We start from the raw sequence: 17,041 nt of genomic DNA on the forward strand, positions 1-17,041 counted from the left end.
GTCGTTGGGGAAGACGTACCTACAGCTATGGAGGATGGAATGTCTGTTGCACTGACCCGCGGTGTGTTGTTTGTTCACTCGGCCCCGACCGCACTGTGCCCCCACGTTGAGTGGGCCATAGGATCGGTCGTGGACAAGCGGACCGACCTTGAGTGGACCGCTCAGCCAGCCGCGCCCGGAATGTTCCGGGCCGAGCTCTCGTGGACCGGAACACCCGGCACGGGGGCACAATTGGCGTCCGCTCTGCGGGGCTGGGCGCATTTGCGCTACGAAGTCACCGAAGAACCCAGCCAGGGTGTTGATGGCGGACGCTGGTCTCACACGCCCGAGCTCGGCATCTTCCATGCCGTCACCGACGTGCACGGCAACATCATGGTCTCCGAGGACCGCATCCGCTACGCCTACGAAGCAGGCGCCGGCGACCCCTCCGCGGTCTACCACGAGCTTTCCCTGGCCCTCGGCGAGGCCTGGGACGAGGAACTCGAGCCGTTCCGGCACGCAGCCGAAGGCGCCCCCGTGCGCTGGCTCCACCAGGTCGGCTAGACTCCTCCGGCGGACACGTCGCCAAACACTCCATAGCTACGCCAAATGACAGATGGCGGCAATGTTCATGAAGAACATTGCCGCCATCTGGCGTTACAAGCGAGTCCCACCAGCATCGAGAATGCAGTTGACGGCAATGTTCGCGGAGAACATTGCCGTCAACTGCCAACTCGGCGCAGCTGCGGGCAGCCGGGCACCCTGAATTAGACGCTCCGCACCGCGATGACGGCGTTGTGGCCGCCGAAGCCGAAGGAGTTGCTCAGCGCCACGATGTTGCCGGAGGGCAGGTCACGGGCTGAGGTGACGACGTCGAACGGGATCTCCGGATCCTGGTTCTCGAGGTTGATGGTCACCGGTGCCTTGCGCTCGTAGACGGCCAGGACCGTCAGCACGGCCTCAACCGCACCTGAGGCGCCCAGCAGGTGTCCCATCTGGGACTTCGTGGCGGAGACCGCCACGTTTTCCACCTGGCTGCCCAGTGCCGTCTTCAGGGCCGTGTACTCGGGCTTGTCGCCCACCGGGGTGGAGGTGGCGTGCGCGTTGACGTGCACCACCTCCTCGGCCTGGATGCGGCCGTCGAACATCGCAGCCTTAAGGGCACGCGTGGCGCCCAGGCCCTGGGGATCCGGGGCGGTGATGTGGTACGCGTCGGCGGTGACCGAGGTGCCGGCAAGCTCGGCGTAGATACGAGCGCCACGGGCCAGGGCGTGTTCCTCGGCTTCCAGCACCAGCGCGCCGGCGCCTTCACCCATCACGAAGCCGTCCCGGTCGCGGTCGTAGGGACGCGAGGCGCGCTCGGGCTCGTCGTTCCGTCGGGAAAGCGCCTGCATCGAGGCGAACGCGGCGATCGGCATCGGGTGGATGGCGGCTTCAGCGCCGCCGCAGACGACGACGTCCGCCTTCCCGGACCGGATCAGGTCCAGGCCCATGTGTACGGCTTCGGTGCCGGACGCGCAGGCGGAAACCGGGGTGTGGGCACCGGCGCGGGCGCCGAGGTCCAGGCTGACCGCTGCCGCGGGGCCGTTGGGCATCAGCATCGGCACGGTCATCGGCAGGACCCGGCGCGGGCCCTTTTCGCGCAGGGTGTCCCACGCATCCAGGAGGGTCCAGACGCCGCCGATGCCGGTGGCGAAGGCAACGGCGAGGCGGTCGTGGTCGAACTCGGTGATGCCGGAGTCGGCCCAGGCCTCGCGGGAGGCCACCACGGCGAACTGCGTGGACGGGTCCATGCGCTTGGCCTCGACCCGGCTGAGGACCTCGGTTGCGGGGTTCGTGGCGCGTGCGGCAAAGTGCACGGGCAATTCAAACTTGGCCACCCAGTCGTCCTCGAGCGTGTGCGCGCCGGAGACGCCCTTCAGCGCGTTCTTCCACATCGTGGGGACATCGCCGCCAATGGGCGTGGTGGCACCCAGACCGGTAATGACTACTTTGCGTGCCATGGGATCACTCTCTGTCGGTGCGCCTGCCGGGTCGGGAACCGGAACGGTCTGCCGCGGCCTGCGAGGAAATACGGTGTGGCTCTGCAGACGGGTGCTGCAAGAGGTGCTGCAAAGTGGTCCGGCCCGGGGTGCTGCTGCAGCGCCCCGGACCGGCCGTGGATCTCAGCCGTTGCCGGCAGGAGCCAAAACGGACAGGCTCAGGCCTGCGCGCTTGCGATGAAGCTGACGGCGTCACCGACGGTCTTGAGGTTCTTGACCTCTTCGTCCGGGATGCGCACGCCGAACTTCTCTTCGGCGTTGACGACGATCGTCATCATGGAGATCGAGTCGATGTCCAGGTCCTCGGTGAAGGACTTGTCCATTTCGACAGCCTCGGGGGCCAGGCCGGTCTCTTCGTTGACGATTTCAGCCAGGCCGGCCAGGATCTCTTCGTTGCTAGCCATTGGTGGCTCCTTTTCTTGTAGGTGCCTTCCACGGCCGGGAGTGCCGGCCGCTTCGGGCGAAATGGTTCAAACCGAGAATTCGGCTTGGTGTGGGAATCCGTGCTGTGAAAGAACGTATTCAGTTTCGGGGGAGGTGGCGGGCGCCTACGGAAGCACGACCACTTGGGCACCGAACACCAGTCCGGCACCGAAGCCGATCTGCAGTGCGAGCCCGCCGCTCAGCTCAGGGTTTTCCTGCAGCAGGCGGTGGGTGGCCAACGGGATGGAGGCAGCCGAGGTGTTGCCGGCTTCCGCGATGTCCCGGGCGATCGTGACCGTCTCGGGAAGTTTCAGTTTCTTGGCCATCTCGTCGATGATGCGCATGTTCGCCTGGTGCGGAATGAATGCGGCGAGGTCATCGGAGGTGATGCCGGCAGCATCCAGCGCCTGCTGCGCCACTTTGGCCATCTCCCAGACGGCCCAGCGGAAGACCGTCTGGCCGTCCTGGCGCAGGGTCGGCCACAGCGCGGCGTCCGTTGCAGCGGCTTCCTCGTCGGTGATCGCGCTGCCCCTCTTGCCGCTCAGGGACAGTTCGCGGATGTCCAGCATGGAGTGCGTCATGCCGATGGCATCCCACTTGCTGCCGTCCGAGCCCCACACCGAGGGCCCGATGCCGGGGAGATCCGAGGGGCCGATGACGACGGCGCCTGCGCCGTCGCCCAGCAGGAAGGAGATGGTGCGCTCGGTGTTGTCGATGACGTCGGAGAGCTTCTCTGCGCCGACCACCAGGACGTAGTCGGCGGCGCCGGAGCGGACGAGGGCGTCAGCCTGCGCGATGCCGTAGCAGTATCCGGCACAGGCGGCCGAGATGTCGAAGGCCGGGGCCGGCGTCGCGCCCAGGCGGTCGGCGAGGCTGGCGGCGGCGGAGGGGGTGGCGTACGGGTGCGTGACGGTGGACACGATGACGGCGCCGAGCTGGGACGCGTCGATCCCAGCCTTCTCCAGCGCCTCGCGGGCAGCACCCTCGGCCATGTCGATCACGCCGACGTCGGCGGGGGCGCGGTGCCGGGTGATGATGCCGGTGCGCTGGCGGATCCACTCATCCGAGGAGTCAATCCACTGGCAGACGTCCTCGTTGGTGACAATCACGCTCGGCCGGTAGGCACCGACTCCAAGGATGCGCGTGTTCTCGCGCAGGGGAGCCTGCTTCAAAGTGGGTGCGCTCATGCCTGTCCTTCCAGTTCTGCGAATAGGGCCAGGGCGGCGGACAGGTCGTCCGGGGTCTTGACGGTCACGGTCTTCACTCCCGGCATGGCGCGCTTGGCGAGTCCGGCAAGGGTCCCGGCCGGGGCCAGTTCAATCAGGCCGGTCACGCCGCGCTGCAGCATCGTCTCCATGCACAGGTCCCAGCGTACCGGGCGGGACACCTGGGCGATCAGACTGTCGACGCCGGCATCACCGTCGGTGACTTCCGCGCCGTCGTAGTTGGACAGGAGGGGAACCTGGGGCTTGTCCGGGTGCAGCGAGGGCCGGAGGGCCTGCAGCGCCTTGACAGCCGGGGCCATGTGCGAGGTATGGAAGGCGCCGGCCACCTTCAGCGGAATCACCCGGGCCTTGGCCGGGGGGTTTTCCCCGAGGGCCTTGAGCTGGGCCAGCGTGCCGGCGGCGACGGTCTGGCCGGCGCCGTTGACGTTCGCGGCCGTGGCGCCGCAGGCCTCGATCGCGGCCAGCACGTCCGCGGGGTCGCCGCCCACCACGGCGCTCATGCCGGTGGGCGTGGCCGCGGCGGCGGCGGCCATGCTGTTGGCGCGTTCACGGACGAACGTCATGGCTTCGGTTTCGGTCAGGACACCGGCAAGGGCGGACGCGGTGATTTCTCCGACCGAGTGGCCCGCAACGATGACCGGCAGGGTGCTGAGTTCGACGTCGAACAGGGACTTGGCGGCAACCAGCCCGGCAGCGACGATGAGGGGCTGCGCGACGGCGGTGTCCTTGATGGTTTCCTCATCCGAGGTGGTGCCGTGCGCGATGAGGTCGATGCCTGCTATCTCGCTGAGCGCGGCCAGGTGGCCTGCTACGGGCGGCAGTTCCAGCCAGGGGGCAAGGAAACCAGGGGTCTGGGAGCCCTGTCCAGGGCAGACGATTGCAAGCACGTATCCAGCTTTCCAAATTACTGCGGAATCAATGATGTTTTCCTGCACCAAGCTCGCAGGGTCGGTTTGTAGGAAGTCTACAACGGGTCAGGCGTTACTCCGGGACGGTTGGCGCTCCGTGGCGGGCTTGGGCGGGGCGGACAGGCGGCCCACCACGAGGGCTGTCTGCAGCACAAACGCCTCCCGCGGGAGCAGCGGGTCCCAGCCCGTCACGTCGCAGACCCGCTTGAGCCGGTAGCGCACGGTGTTGGCGTGGACGAAGAGTTCCCGCGCGGTGGCTTCGAGAGAATGGCCCAGCTCGAGGTAGGTGCCGAGGGTTTCCACCAGCCCGTTGGAAGCCGCCACCAGCGGACGGTAGATGTTCTTCACGAGGGAGCGCCGGGCGGCATCGTCACCGGAAATCACCCGCTCCGGCAGGAGGTCGTCGGCCGCCACCGGACGCGGCGCGGACGGCCACGCCTTGGCCGCGGTCAGCCCCGCGAAGGCCGACTGCGCGGAACCGCTGGCCTCCAGCAGGGAGCCGGCTTCCGCGCCGTAAACCACGGGGCCGGGAGCGAACAGCTCGCTGAGTTTGAGGTAGGCGGTTTCCCGGTCATGGACGCCGCCGAGGATCAGGATCAGCCGGTCACCCTGGATTCCCACCAGCGCGTCCTCGGCGAAGCGCCCCGCGGTCCGGCGCAGCTCGCTGACGTAGCCGGCGCTCGGTTCGGACGGGGAATTGCCCACCATGACGGTGAAGCGCTCCTGGGCCTTCCAGCCGAGGGCGGCGATCCGTGACCGCAGGGCATCGGTGTTCTCGCCGCGCAGGATGGCGTCAACAATCAGCGCTTCAAGCCTGGTGTCCCAGGAACCTCGGGACTCCGCGGCGCGGGCGTAGACATCCGCAGCGGCGAACGCGACCTCGCGCGAGTACCGCAGCACCGCCTCGCGCAGGGCGGCCTGGTCTGCCTCCGGCGCAATCACGGGAGCCTGATCCTCGACCACCTCCACCACGATCCGGATGAGCTGCAGGGCTTTCTGCAGGCTGATCGAGCGTGTCAGCTCGGTCGGCGCGGTGCCGAACACATCCGAAAGGATCCACGACGGCGAGCTGGGACGCTCGTACCAGGTCACGAAGGCCGCGATGCCGTTCTGGGCGACCATGCCGAGGGCCGAGCGCTCGTCGGAGTTTAGCCGGCTGTACCACGGCAAGGACTTTTCCAGCTGGCGCAAGGTGGTGGTGGAGAGCTGGCCGACGCTCGCCCGCAGCTTCTTCAGCGTCTCGACCTTCTCCGGGGACATGGCTTTCGACGCCGGCTTGCGCTTTGCGGGAGTGGTGGTCGGCTCTGCCATGCATCGAGCATACGGCGCCCGCGGCCCAAGCTCCATTTGTGTAAAAGCTACAACCCGCCTTGCTCTGGATCACAGCCGCCGCCGACGCCCCGACGGCGTGTCGTGCGCCGCCTAAACGACAACTTGAACGACGACTTAAACGACGACGGCGGCCCCCGCCTTCCGGTGGGGGCCGCCGTCGAACGCTCAATCTTGCGCTGAAGCGCGGTTAGGAGTCGCCGCCCGCGTTGCCGGTGGTGCCGGCGTTGACGTTGAGCAGCTTGTACTTCTCGATGGCCTGCGCGGGCGCCTGGGCGTCCACTTCACCGCGGCGGGCCAGCATCTCCAGGGAACGGACCACTACCGAGTGGACGTCGTTCTTGAAGAAGCGGCGGGCCGCGGCGCGGGTGTCGGAGAAGCCGAAGCCGTCCGCGCCGAGCGAGGCGAACTCGTTCGGGAGGAACTGCCGGATCTGGTCCGGCACGGCCTTCATGTAGTCCGTGACAGCCACGATCGGTCCGGTGGCACCGGCGAGCTGCTGGGTGACGAACGGCACGCGGGCCGGCTGGCCCGGGTTGAGGAAGGCCTCTTCCTCGGCGGCCATCGCGTCGCGGCGCAACTCGGACCAGGACGTCACCGACCAGACGTCCGCGGAGACGCCCCAGTCCTCGGCGAGGACGCGCTGGGCCTCGAGGGCCCACGGCACGGATACACCGGAGGCGAGAATCTGCGTGCGCGGGCCGTCTATCTTGGCCGGCGCGAGCAGGTAGATGCCCTTGGTGATGCCCTCGACGTCGAGCTCCGCCGGTGCCGGCGGCTGCACGATCGGCTCGTTGTAGACCGTGATGTAGTACATGACGTTCCGCGACGGGTCGTTGTCCGCCGGGCCGGGGCCGTACATCCGGTTGAGCCCGTCCCGCATGATGACGCCGATCTCGTAACCGTACGCCGGGTCGTAGCTGACGACGGCCGGGTTCGTGGCGGCGAGGATGGGCGAGTGCCCGTCGGCGTGCTGCAGGCCCTCGCCGGTCAGCGTGGTGCGGCCGGCGGTTGCGCCGATGATGAACCCTCGGGTCATCTGGTCGGCAGCGGCCCAGAAGGAGTCACCGGTGCGCTGGAAGCCGAACATCGAGTAGAAGACGTAGACGGGGATCAGCGGCTCGCCATGCGTGGCGTAGGACGTTCCCGCGGCGGTGAATGCCGCCACGGAGCCGGCCTCGTTGATGCCGGCGTGCACGATCTGCCCGGCGATGGATTCCTTGTAGGCCAGGACAAGTTCGCGGTCAACGGACAGGTAGTTCTGGCCGTTCGGGTTGTAGATCTTTGCGGTCGGGAAGAACGCGTCCATGCCGAAGGTCCGGGCCTCGTCCGGGATGATCGGCACAATCCGCTTGCCGAACTCCTTGTCGCGCATGAGGTCCTTGAGCAGCCGGACAAACGCCATGGTGGTGGCTGCCTGCTGCTTGCCGGAGCCGCGGTTGGCCACCTCATAGGCCTTGTCATCCGGGAGGACGACGTCGGCGTGCTTGGAGCGGCGCTCGGGGACGAAGCCGCCGAGTTCCTTGCGCCGGCCCATCAGGTACTGGATCTCGGGGGAGTCCATGCCCGGGTGGTAGTAGGGCGGGCGGTAGAGGTCCGCTTCGAGCTGCTCGTCCGTGATCGGGATGCGCAGGTGGTCACGGAACGCCTTGAGGTCCGCGAGCGTGAGCTTCTTCATCTGGTGGGTCGCGTTGCGGCCCTCGAAGTGCGTGCCCAGGCCGTAGCCCTTGACGGTGTGGGCCAGGATGACCGTCGGCTTGCCCTTGAACTCGGTGGCGGCCTTGTAGGCGGCGTACACCTTGTTGTAGTCGTGGCCGCCGCGCTTGAGGTTCCAGATCTCGTCGTCGGAGAGGTGCTGGACCATTTCCTTGGTCTGCGGGGTCTTGCCGAAGAAGTGCTCGCGGACGAACGCGCCGGACTCAGCCTTGTAGGTCTGGTAGTCGCCGTCGACCGTCTCGTTCATGATCTTGACCAGCGAGCCGTCCTCGTCCTTGGCCAGGAGGCTGTCCCACTCGCGGCCCCAGACCACCTTGATGACGTTCCAGCCGGCACCGCGGAAGAAGGCTTCAAGTTCCTGCATGATCTTGCCGTTGCCGCGCACCGGACCGTCGAGGCGCTGGAGGTTGCAGTTGATCACGAAGTTGAGGTTGTCGAGCTTGTCGTTCGCGGCAAGCTGGAGCAGGCCGCGGGACTCGGGCTCATCCATTTCGCCGTCGCCCAGGAACGCCCAGACCTGCTGGTCCGAGGTGTCCTTGATACCGCGGTTGTGCAGGTACCGGTTGGACTGGGCCTGGTAGATGGCGTTCATCGGGCCGATGCCCATGGAGACGGTGGGGAACTCCCAGAACTCCGGCATCAGGCGCGGGTGCGGGTAGGAGGAAAGGGCGTGGCCTTCCTTGGACTTCTCCTGGCGGAAGCCGTCCATGTCCTCCTCGGAGAGGCGGCCTTCCATGAAGGCACGGGCGTACATGCCGGGGGAGGCGTGGCCCTGGAAGAAGATCTGGTCACCGCCGCCCGGGTGGTCCTTGCCGCGGAAGAAGTGGTTGAACCCGACCTCGTAGAGCGTGGCGGCGCCGGCGTAGGTGGAGATGTGCCCGCCCACGCCGATATCGGGGCGCTGGGCCCGGTGCACCATGACGGCCGCGTTCCAGCGGAGCCAGGCGCGGTATTTGCGCTCGATTTCCTCGTCGCCCGGGAACGGTGCTTCCTGGTCAACGGGGATGGTGTTGACGTAATCGGTGGTGGTGACCATCGGAACCCCGACGCTCTGCGCACCCGCGCGCTGCAGCAGCGCCCGCATGATGTACTGGGCACGCTCGGTGCCCTGATCCTGAATCAAATCATCCAGGGACTCCAGCCACTCGGCGGTCTCTTCCGGATCACGATCAGGCAGCTGGTTTGTCAACCCGCTGAGGATATGGGAGGTATCTTCTCCTGCAGCCACGTCCAACCTCTCTTTGAGCGCATTCATCGGCACCCTCAGCTCGCGGCAGGGTAGCTGCCTGGCGTGAACGCGACGTGTGCGACATATCGGTTACAACAGGCCCGGTCGTGTGCGCCGGGCCAAGGTCCAATCAAGACTATGCCTGCCGGTGTCAGCAGGGCGTCCGCCCTCGCGGGCGTAGTCGTCATGAGCCACTCTAGCCTTCACGGCAGGCGGATGCGTAGCGCTCACGTGGGCGCCCCACCGTATTTCCCGGGCATACTGGTTGTGTGACGAAGCGCCGCCCGGCGGCCTCCGGATCCTTCCGTGTGACGCAGAATATGGCGGATCGCGTTGCCAACAGCTTGAAGCGCAGGCTCAAAGGGTGTTGGCTTGGAGTAATGGAAATCACTAGGTTTGCACGAATCACTAAGCATAGGAGTTACACGTGAGCGAGGCCGACGCCGCCACTTCGGTAAATGTGGCGGAAAAACTGGGTTTCAAGACCGGGGATCTGATTCAGGAATTCGGTTATGACGACGACGTCGACTTCGACTTGCGTGACGATATCGAGGATCTCACCGGCTCGGAACTCTTCGACGAGGACGACCATGAGGTAGTGGATGCGGCTATTCTCTGGTGGAGGGCCGGCGACGGCGACCTCGTCGACACCCTCGTCGATCCTCTGACCACCCTCACGGAGGGCGGCGTCATCTGGGTCCTGACCCCGAAATCCGGCCGTCCGGGCTACGTTTCGCCGGCCGATATCCAGGATGCGGCTCCTACCGCCGGTCTCCACGTCACCACCTCCGCGGGCGTGTCCCGCGACTGGAGCGCAACCCGGCTGGTCTCCCGGAAGAACAAGTGACGCAAACCGTTGTAGCTGGTGGCGGAACCGTACCCGCCGTCGGCGCGCTGGCTCCCGACTTCGAACTGCTGAACCAGTTCGGGGAGCCGGTCAGGCTCTCCAGCCTCCGGGGACGCAGCGTGGTCCTGGTGTTCTACCCCTTCGCCTTCTCCGGTGTCTGCACCGGGGAGCTCTGTGAGCTGCAGGACAACCTCGGGCTTTTTGAGGACGCAGACGCCGTCCTGCTGGGAATCTCGGTGGACAGCAAGTTCGCCCAGCGGGCCTACGCGCAAAAAGAGGGCTACGGCTTCGATCTTCTAGCCGATTTCTGGCCCCATGGCGCAGTGGCAGCACAGTACGGCGTCTTCGACGCCGAAAGCGGCATGGCAAAGCGCGGCACCTTCATCATCGACCCGAGCGGCATGGTCCGCTACGTGGTGGTGAACCCGCGCGGCCAGGCCCGGGACTTCGCCGAATACCGTGCCGCCCTGGCTGGCCTCGCCGGGGGCTGAGCAATTGAGGCAGCGGCGCCCCGGGATCGGCATGACTGGCTTCGCCAGCCTGCCGCCCGTCGCCGCGGCCAGTCCGGCCAGCGACGAGCTTGAGTCGTTGCGGGAGATCCGCAGCATCCTCGCCGGCGACCGCTTCGCCGTTCTCACCGGGGCGGGCCTGAGCACGGACTCCGGCATACCGGACTACCGTGGCCCCGGCGCAGCACCCCGCGCGCCGATGACGTACCAGGAATTCATCGGCCAGGCGGAAAACCGCCAAAGGTACTGGGCCCGCAACCATATCGGCTGGTCCCACCTGCGCCGGGCCGACCCCAATCCCGGGCACGCCGCCGTCGCCCGCCTGGAGCAACGCGGCCTCCTCACCGGACTCATCACCCAGAACGTAGACCGGCTCCATGAGGACGCGGGCAGCGTCAACGTGGTGGACCTGCACGGCCGCTTCGACCGGGTGGTCTGCCTGCATTGCCAACGCCGTTACAGCCGCAGCCTGCTGGCGGGGGTGTTGGAGGAGCTTAACCCCGACTTCCTGGACCGGGCCTTGGCGGCCGGCGTCGTCGAGATGGCCCCCGACGCCGATGCCAGCGTGGAGGACGCCGGCTTGATCGGGGAGTTCGTCGTGGCCCAGTGTCCGGCCTGCGGCGGAACGCTCAAGCCGGACTTCGTGTACTTTGGCGAAAACGTGCCCAAGGACCGGGTGGAGCGTTCGTACGCGATGGTGGACGAGGCCGGGGCGCTGGTTGTCGCCGGATCATCGCTGACGGTGATGAGCGGGCTTCGCTTTGTCCGCCACGCCGCGAAGCAGGGGAAACCGGTCGTCATCATCAACAGGGGGCAGACCCGCGGGGACGACCTCGCGACCATCAAGCTTGAGGCCGGCGTCAGCGAGTCGCTGACGTGGCTGGCGGACGAGCTCCCGCCACTGTGATGGCCCGGCGGCCTGTGCCCGGATTGGTGTTTTTCCCACGGGGTCCGGTAAAGTAAATCTTCGTTGGTTGAAGCGCTGAGGCGCCGAAATCACGGTTTGGGTCTTTAGCTCAGCTGGTAGAGCGCCACGTTTACACCGTGGATGTCATCGGTTCGATCCCGGTAGGACCCACCACGTCAGGAAGCCCCGCCATTTTCGGAATACCCCGGAATTGGCGGGGCTTTTTTGTTGAGCGACCCGTTGAGCGCCGCCTAGCAAGTACCGATCAGGTGCGTCGGGGGCTGAAGGCAAGTACAGCATCCTAAAGACACGTGGACCGACACGCTTTGTCTCCAAGGGTGCAGGGAGGATCATGGCGGCAAGGCTGATTTCGTTGCGGATTCCGGAGCACCCGAACACACGGCAACGTCGCGGTGGGTTCGGAGAATGAGGCGTTCCGTGACGGCGGGAAACGCCCGTTAGCCACGAGTTGGGGAGTGATGCACATGAAAGTTTCCTTTCCTTTCGGCCAGGGCGCAGCCCCAGTCGACTGCCCCCACCTGTTCGTCGGAGTCTGTGACAGCTGCCTGCACGCCGCGCGAGCCGCGAATACCGGCGAACCGGACAGCCAGCCGCTGGGCATGTCCCCGCTTGACCCGTGACCCAGCCGCCCCGGAGCTTTCCCTGAATCGGACCTTCCCCAAATAACGTCACAGCCCCGCCCTACGCTGACGGCATGGAACACGTGATGGTGAAGTCAGGTCCCGACGGAAAGCCAGCGGCGGTGGTCCGCGGCGGCCGGGAATGGGTGGTGGGCGCGGAACCGGTCCGCTGGTTTGAGCGGGTGAGCTGGTGGGAAGCGGAGCGGAGGATGCCCAAGGGGCTGAGCCGGGTGGACGTGGAAGTGTGGCAGATCCAGGCGACTCTGGGCTGGAACCGGGATTCCGCACTCACCACCATGGAACTCATCCGCGACGGGCTGGGCGGCGGCTGGCGCTTGCGGGAGGCTGTCGCCGATGCCGCCTAAGGGCCGATGCTGCTCAGGGCCGATGGCGCCGGAAATCCGGCCGCTCCTGGCAATGGAAAAGCCTTCCACCGCGACTATTGGGGGATGCCGCGGTGGAAGGCTTAGGACGAATATACCGTGAAAGCCGCCGGATGTTAAACCGGTGTTAATCCGGCGTCACGGCAGCTGCACATTAACCGGAAGCTAGCGCTCCTGCAGCGGCACGAAAACCCGGGGCTGGTTCTTCCAAGTGGGCTCCATCTCCGAAATCGTCTGGCGCATGATCTGGTTTGATGCTTCCCACGCGGCGGAGGCGTTACCGGTGGCGATGGCCTCGGCCACGTCCACGTGCCACTGCAGGGCCGTTGCGCGGGGGTGGTCCGGCATCAGGCCGTGAACGGTGCGCCCGGTCAGCGTCTCAGCCACCTGGCCCACCATGTTGGCGAACATCTCGTTGCCCGAACCGGTCAGCAGCAGCGAATGAAAGTGGATGTCCAGCTCCAGGAACCGCGGCACGTCCCCGGCCTGGCCGGCGTCGCGCATTGCGTGCGAAACCTGGACGAGTTCACGGCGCAGTTCCTCGGGGGCGTTGACCGCTGCGAGCTCTGCCGCCACGGGCTCGACGGCGGCCCGCAGCTCTGCGAGGGAACGCAGCTGGCCCCCGCGTCCCTCCCCGGCAAGCCGCCAGCGGATGACGAGGGGATCGAAAGGGTTCCAGCGGTCGGCCGGCAGGACGCGGATCCCCACGCGCTTGGTGGTTTCCACCAGGCCCAGGGACTGCAGGACGCGGACGGCCTCCCGGACCACCGACCGGGAGACCTTCAGTTCATTTTCAAGATGCTCGGCCAGCATGACATGACCCGCCGGAAGTTCACCTGCGACGATGCGGGCGCCGAGATGTTCGATGGCCCGGTGGTGGAGGCTGGTTGGCATAGTCGTAAGCATAGTGCCGGGGGCCGGGCACGCAGCGGACGTCCGGCCGCCTGTTAGCAGGCGATGCCAACGGACTGACGCGGCGGCCCGCCGGCCGTGCCCGGGATTCCGGTGTGGCCGCAGCGCAGCCGCCGGAAATCATAGACTGTTTATGACGCGCCGTTGTTCCGCCACGTGGGCGCTTCTTTTCGGCAGCCCGCCGGAATACATATGGTTTACGGACAGCCACTGTCCTACAAAGCGTGTTCCGCAAGACGTGCGGGACGATATGCACTCGTTGCACAAGAATGAATTGGAGTTTTGATGTCAGCACACATCGGTGTCACCGGCCTTGCGGTGATGGGGGCCAACCTCGCCCGGAACCTGGCCCGGAACGGCTTCACCGTGGCCCTGCACAACCGGTCGGTGGAAAAGACCGACGCGCTCCTGGCCAAGCACGGCCAGGACGGCGACTTTGTCCGCACGGAAACGCTCCAGGAACTCGTGGACTCCCTGGAGAAACCGCGCCGCGTGCTGATCATGGTGAAGGCCGGCAAGCCGGTCGACTCCGTGATCGAACAGCTTGAGCCGCTCCTGGAAGCGGGCGACATCATCATCGATGCCGGCAACTCCCACTACGAGGACACCCGCCGCCGCGAAGCCGCACTGGCGAAGAAGGACCTGCACTTCGTGGGAATCGGCGTCTCCGGCGGCGAGGAGGGCGCGCTCAATGGCCCCTCGATCATGCCGGGCGGCTCCAGGGAGTCCTACGATGCCCTCGGCCCGCTGCTCGAGAAGATCTCCGCCCACGTTGACGGCCAGCCGTGCTGCGCGTGGATCGGCACCGACGGCGCCGGCCACTTCGTGAAGATGGTCCATAACGGCATCGAGTACGCGGACATGCAGGTCATCGGCGAAGCCTTCGACCTGCTGCGCTCCGGCGCCGGAATCGAACCCGCCGAGCAGTCCAAGATCTTCGAGGAATGGAACAAGGGCGAACTGGCTTCGTTCCTGATCGAGATCTCCGCCGAGGTCCTCGGCCACGTCGACGCGAAGACCGGCAAGCCGTTCGTCGACGTCGTCGTGGACGCCGCCGGGCAGAAGGGCACCGGCCGCTGGACGGTCATCTCCGCCCTCGAGCTGGGTTCCCCGACGTCGGGCATCGCCGAATCGGTCTTCGCCCGTGCACTGTCCTCCCAGACGGAGCAGCGCAAGCTGGCCCAGGAGATCCTCGCCGGCGAAGAACTCGCCGTCGAGGTTCCCGAGACGTTCGTGGAGGACGTCCGCCAGGCGCTGTATGCCTCCAAGCTGGTCTCCTACGCGCAGGGGCTGGACATGCTCACCGCAGCCGCTAAGGAATACGGCTGGGACCTGAAACTGGACGAGATCGCCTCGCTCTGGCGTGGCGGCTGCATCATCCGCGCCGAACTGCTCAAGGAAATCACCAAGGCATACGCCGCCGAGGAGAAGCCGGCGAACCTGCTCTTCGCTCCGGCCTTCACCAAGGCCATCGCTGAGGTCCTCCCGGCCTGGCGCCGGGTGGTCTCCACCGCGGTCCAGCTTGGCATTCCGGTGCCGGTGTTCTCTTCCTCGCTGGCCTACTACGACGGGCTGCGCCGCGACCGCCTCCCCGCCGCCCTCATCCAGGGCCAGCGTGACCTCTTCGGCGCCCACACCTACGGCCGCGTCGACGCCGACGGCACGTTCCACACCCTGTGGGGCGAGGACAAGTCCGAGATCGAAGCCGTGGACACGCACTAGTAGCACTCTGTCCGGTCCGGCGGCCGGCGCTTCCCGTTACTCTGGGGGCGCCGGCCGTCGGTGTTTAAGCGGGAGGTTGGTGCTTAAGCGGAGTCGCCACTAGATGTGGTAATCGATGAGGTACTCGGCGGGGTCGACGGCGGGTTTCGTCTCGCGCTGCGCGTCGCGGTGGCGCCAGATGCCCGGCACGCCGGTGACAATCGATTCGGCGGGAGTATCCTTCACCACGACGGCGTTGGCGCCCACGGCGCTGTCCCGTCCGATGGTGATGGGTCCCAGGATCTTGGCGCCGGCGCCGATCACCACGCGGTCCCCGATGGTGGGGTGGCGCTTGATCTTGGCAAGAGAGCGTCCGCCGAGGGTCACGCCATGGTAGATCATGACGTCCTCGCCGATCTCGGCGGTCTCGCCGATCACTACTCCCATGCCGTGGTCGATGAAGAAACGCCGGCCGATGGTTGCCCCCGGGTGGATCTCGATTCCGGTGAGGAAGCGGGCCAGCTGGGAAACCAGCCGTGCCGGGAAACGAAGGGCGGGGTTCTGCCACATCCGGTGCGTCAGGCGGTGAAACCAGATCGCGTGCAGCCCGGAGTAGGCAAAGAAGTTTTCAAAAGAGCCTCGCGCCGCCGGGTCGTGGGACCGGGCGGCGTCGAGGTCTTCCTTAAGCCTTGCGAAGAAGCTCACAAAGACCTTTCTACCGAAGATCGTCGAAGGGCGAGCCGGGGGCTCAGCCGCGGATGTCGTCGTAAAGAACGGTGGAGATGTAGCGCTCCCCGAAATCGCAGACGACGGCAACAATGAGTTTACCGGCGTTCTCCGGGCGTTTTGCCAGCTCAAGGGCCCCCCAGACGATGGCGCCGGAAGAAATGCCGCCCAGGATGCCTTCCTGCACGCCGAGCTGGCGTGCCACGCGGACGGAGTCCTCCAGAGTGGCGTCCAGGACCTCGTCGTAGACATTGGTGTCGAGGATCTCGGGCACGAAGTTCGCGCCCAGACCCTGGATTTTGTGCGGGCCGGGTGCCCCGCCGTTCAGGATCGCGGAATCCTTGGGTTCGACCGCAATGACCTGGATGTCGGGGTTGCGTTCCTTAAGGACCTGGCCGACGCCCGTGACGGTTCCGCCGGTGCCGACGCCGGCGACGAAGATGTCCACCTTGCCTTCGGTGTCCGCCCAGATCTCTTCCGCGGTGGTGGTGCGGTGGATCTCGGGGTTGGCCTCGTTGGCGAACTGCCGGGCCCAGATGGAGTTTTCCGTGTTGGCGACGATGTCCTGTGCCTTCTCGACAGCGCCGCGCATGCCTTCGGAGCCGGGGGTCAGCACAATCTCGGCACCATAGGCGCGCAGCATGACCCTGCGTTCCGTTGACATGGTCTCCGGCATGGTGAGGATGACCTTGTAGCCGCGGGCTGCGCCCACCATGGCGAGGGCGATGCCGGTGTTGCCGGAGGTGCCTTCGACGATGGTGCCGCCGGGCTTGAGGGCACCGGACTTTTCGGCGGCGTCGACGATCGCGACGCCGATGCGGTCCTTGACGCTGTTCGCCGGGTTGTAAAATTCCAGCTTCACGGCGACCGTGGCGTCGAGCCCTTCGGTAAGCCGGTTCAACCGGACCAGCGGGGTGCCGCCGACCAGCTGGGTAACATCGTCATAGATCCGTGCCATGGGTATATGTGCCTATCTGAAGTAGGGAATGCTGAGGTCAGCCTAACGAGGGCGCTCAGGGGCTAGCTAAGCATTAAGCCATCCAGAGTAATATTTCCGGGCCTTCGCGAGTTTCGGGTTGATGATCACCTGGCAGTAGCCCTGTTCCGGGTATTTGGCGTAGAAGTCCTGGTGCATGGCCTCAGCGACATGGAACGTCGACAGCCGGGTCACCTCGGTCACTATCGGGTGGGACCACAGCGCCTGGTTCCGCTCTATGGCTTCCTCAAAGAGGACCTTTTCCTCGGTCGTCTCGTAGAACATCGAGGAGCGGTACTGGGTTCCGACGTCGTAGCCCTGGCGGTTAAGCGTCGTGGGGTCATGGAGGGCGAAGAACATGTCCAGGATGACCTCCGGCGGGATCACCTCCTCGTCGAACGTCACTGCCACGACCTCGGCATGGCCTGTGGTTCCGGAGCACACGGAGTAGTAGTCGGGGTTGCGGTCATGGCCTCCGGTATAGCCGGAAACGACGGTGCTGACGCCCTTGGTTTTCTGGTAGACGGCGTCGAGGCACCAGAAGCAGCCTCCGCCGAGGACAAAAGTTCTCATGACTCCTTCAATGGT

At 66.2% G+C, this 17,041-nt stretch carries 16 protein-coding genes and 1 tRNA gene; 7 read left to right on the forward strand and 10 right to left on the reverse strand.

What is annotated here, in order from left to right; translation table 11 throughout:
• Positions 1-39 precede the first annotated feature (39 nt).
• Positions 40-543 (forward strand): DUF3145 domain-containing protein, encoded by a 504-nt coding sequence (locus QFZ65_RS08765; protein ID WP_306909743.1) that lies wholly within the window; start codon positions 40-42, stop codon positions 541-543.
• A 203-nt stretch (positions 544-746) separates the two neighbouring features.
• Here QFZ65_RS08765 and fabF read toward each other — a convergent pair whose 3' ends face one another.
• The 6 genes from fabF to aceE form a co-directional block, all read right to left on the reverse strand.
• The gene (fabF, locus tag QFZ65_RS08770) at positions 747-1,982 is read right to left on the reverse strand and encodes a beta-ketoacyl-ACP synthase II (RefSeq protein WP_306909744.1); all 1,236 of its coding nucleotides are present in this window, start codon (positions 1,980-1,982) and stop codon (positions 747-749) included.
• Positions 1,983-2,179: 197 nt separating this feature from the next.
• Positions 2,180-2,425 (reverse strand): acyl carrier protein, encoded by a 246-nt coding sequence (locus QFZ65_RS08775; RefSeq protein ID WP_138769033.1) that lies wholly within the window; start codon positions 2,423-2,425, stop codon positions 2,180-2,182.
• Positions 2,426-2,569: 144 nt separating this feature from the next.
• Entirely contained in the window at positions 2,570-3,631 is a 1,062-nt protein-coding gene (locus QFZ65_RS08780; protein ID WP_306909745.1) for a beta-ketoacyl-ACP synthase III, read from the reverse strand.
• Positions 3,628-4,557 carry an ACP S-malonyltransferase gene (locus tag QFZ65_RS08785; protein WP_306909746.1) on the reverse strand — a complete coding sequence of 310 codons (930 nt, stop codon included), beginning with the start codon at positions 4,555-4,557 and terminating at the stop codon, positions 3,628-3,630. The genes QFZ65_RS08780 and QFZ65_RS08785 overlap by 4 nt, the downstream gene beginning before the upstream one ends.
• Before the next feature lie 87 nt (positions 4,558-4,644).
• The gene (locus QFZ65_RS08790) at positions 4,645-5,889 is read right to left on the reverse strand and encodes a CdaR family transcriptional regulator (RefSeq protein ID WP_306909747.1); all 1,245 of its coding nucleotides are present in this window, start codon (positions 5,887-5,889) and stop codon (positions 4,645-4,647) included.
• A gap of 208 nt (positions 5,890-6,097) precedes the next feature.
• Positions 6,098-8,878: a pyruvate dehydrogenase (acetyl-transferring), homodimeric type gene (gene aceE / locus QFZ65_RS08795; RefSeq protein WP_306909748.1), complete on the reverse strand. Its 2,781-nt coding sequence runs from the start codon at positions 8,876-8,878 to the stop codon at positions 6,098-6,100.
• 400 nt (positions 8,879-9,278) lie between these two features.
• Between aceE and QFZ65_RS08800 the strand changes: the two genes are divergently transcribed.
• The 5 genes from QFZ65_RS08800 (at position 9,279) to QFZ65_RS08820 (ending at position 12,120) form a co-directional block, all read left to right on the forward strand.
• Positions 9,279-9,698 (forward strand): DUF3052 domain-containing protein, encoded by a 420-nt coding sequence (locus tag QFZ65_RS08800; protein WP_306909749.1) that lies wholly within the window; start codon positions 9,279-9,281, stop codon positions 9,696-9,698.
• Entirely contained in the window at positions 9,695-10,189 is a 495-nt protein-coding gene (locus tag QFZ65_RS08805; RefSeq protein ID WP_306909750.1) for a peroxiredoxin, read from the forward strand. The genes QFZ65_RS08800 and QFZ65_RS08805 overlap by 4 nt, the downstream gene beginning before the upstream one ends.
• Positions 10,190-10,220: 31 nt before the next feature.
• The gene (locus tag QFZ65_RS08810) at positions 10,221-11,114 is read left to right on the forward strand and encodes an NAD-dependent protein deacetylase (protein WP_373427573.1); all 894 of its coding nucleotides are present in this window, start codon (positions 10,221-10,223) and stop codon (positions 11,112-11,114) included.
• 98 nt (positions 11,115-11,212) lie between these two features.
• Positions 11,213-11,288, forward strand: a tRNA-Val gene (locus tag QFZ65_RS08815).
• A 541-nt stretch (positions 11,289-11,829) separates the two neighbouring features.
• Positions 11,830-12,120, forward strand: a complete 291-nt coding sequence (locus QFZ65_RS08820; RefSeq protein ID WP_306909752.1) for a hypothetical protein — start codon at positions 11,830-11,832, stop codon at positions 12,118-12,120.
• Positions 12,121-12,303: 183 nt separating this feature from the next.
• Here QFZ65_RS08820 and QFZ65_RS08825 read toward each other — a convergent pair whose 3' ends face one another.
• Entirely contained in the window at positions 12,304-13,032 is a 729-nt protein-coding gene (locus tag QFZ65_RS08825) for a FadR/GntR family transcriptional regulator (protein ID WP_306909753.1), read from the reverse strand.
• 303 nt (positions 13,033-13,335) lie between these two features.
• Here QFZ65_RS08825 and gndA point away from each other — a divergent pair, with 303 nt between their 5' ends.
• Complete coding sequence (gndA, locus tag QFZ65_RS08830) at positions 13,336-14,772, forward strand: NADP-dependent phosphogluconate dehydrogenase (protein ID WP_306909754.1); 1,437 nt, start codon at positions 13,336-13,338, stop codon at positions 14,770-14,772.
• A gap of 99 nt (positions 14,773-14,871) precedes the next feature.
• On the opposite strand, the gene epsC is transcribed toward gndA, so the two are convergent.
• The 3 genes from epsC to msrA all read right to left on the reverse strand — a co-directional run bounded on the left by epsC (position 14,872) and on the right by msrA (position 17,026).
• Entirely contained in the window at positions 14,872-15,456 is a 585-nt protein-coding gene (epsC, locus tag QFZ65_RS08835; RefSeq protein WP_306909755.1) for a serine O-acetyltransferase EpsC, read from the reverse strand.
• Between the two features lie 43 nt (positions 15,457-15,499).
• On the reverse strand, positions 15,500-16,435 hold the full coding sequence (gene cysK, locus QFZ65_RS08840; protein WP_306909756.1) for a cysteine synthase A: 936 nt from the start codon (positions 16,433-16,435) through the stop codon (positions 15,500-15,502).
• Between the two features lie 66 nt (positions 16,436-16,501).
• Entirely contained in the window at positions 16,502-17,026 is a 525-nt protein-coding gene (msrA, locus tag QFZ65_RS08845) for a peptide-methionine (S)-S-oxide reductase MsrA (RefSeq protein WP_306909757.1), read from the reverse strand.
• Positions 17,027-17,041 lie beyond the last annotated feature (15 nt).

Source organism: Arthrobacter sp. B3I9 (genome assembly GCF_030816935.1).
Classification (GTDB): domain Bacteria; phylum Actinomycetota; class Actinomycetes; order Actinomycetales; family Micrococcaceae; genus Arthrobacter.

Bases quoted from the DNA above. Each gene is read 5' to 3' on its own strand.
- QFZ65_RS08820 (WP_306909752.1), top strand. From the start codon at position 11,830: ATGGAACACGTGATGGTGAAGTCAGGTCCCGACGGAAAGCCAGCGGCG.
- QFZ65_RS08775 (WP_138769033.1), bottom strand. From the start codon at position 2,425: ATGGCTAGCAACGAAGAGATCCTGGCCGGCCTGGCTGAAATCGTCAAC.
- QFZ65_RS08810 (WP_373427573.1), top strand. From the start codon at position 10,221: ATGACTGGCTTCGCCAGCCTGCCGCCCGTCGCCGCGGCCAGTCCGGCC.
- QFZ65_RS08765 (WP_306909743.1), top strand. From the start codon at position 40: ATGTCTGTTGCACTGACCCGCGGTGTGTTGTTTGTTCACTCGGCCCCG.
- QFZ65_RS08825 (WP_306909753.1), bottom strand. From the start codon at position 13,032: ATGCCAACCAGCCTCCACCACCGGGCCATCGAACATCTCGGCGCCCGC.
- fabF (WP_306909744.1), bottom strand. From the start codon at position 1,982: ATGGCACGCAAAGTAGTCATTACCGGTCTGGGTGCCACCACGCCCATT.
- QFZ65_RS08790 (WP_306909747.1), bottom strand. From the start codon at position 5,889: ATGGCAGAGCCGACCACCACTCCCGCAAAGCGCAAGCCGGCGTCGAAA.
- msrA (WP_306909757.1), bottom strand. From the start codon at position 17,026: ATGAGAACTTTTGTCCTCGGCGGAGGCTGCTTCTGGTGCCTCGACGCC.
- cysK (WP_306909756.1), bottom strand. From the start codon at position 16,435: ATGGCACGGATCTATGACGATGTTACCCAGCTGGTCGGCGGCACCCCG.
- QFZ65_RS08780 (WP_306909745.1), bottom strand. From the start codon at position 3,631: ATGAGCGCACCCACTTTGAAGCAGGCTCCCCTGCGCGAGAACACGCGC.
- aceE (WP_306909748.1), bottom strand. From the start codon at position 8,878: ATGAATGCGCTCAAAGAGAGGTTGGACGTGGCTGCAGGAGAAGATACC.
- gndA (WP_306909754.1), top strand. From the start codon at position 13,336: ATGTCAGCACACATCGGTGTCACCGGCCTTGCGGTGATGGGGGCCAAC.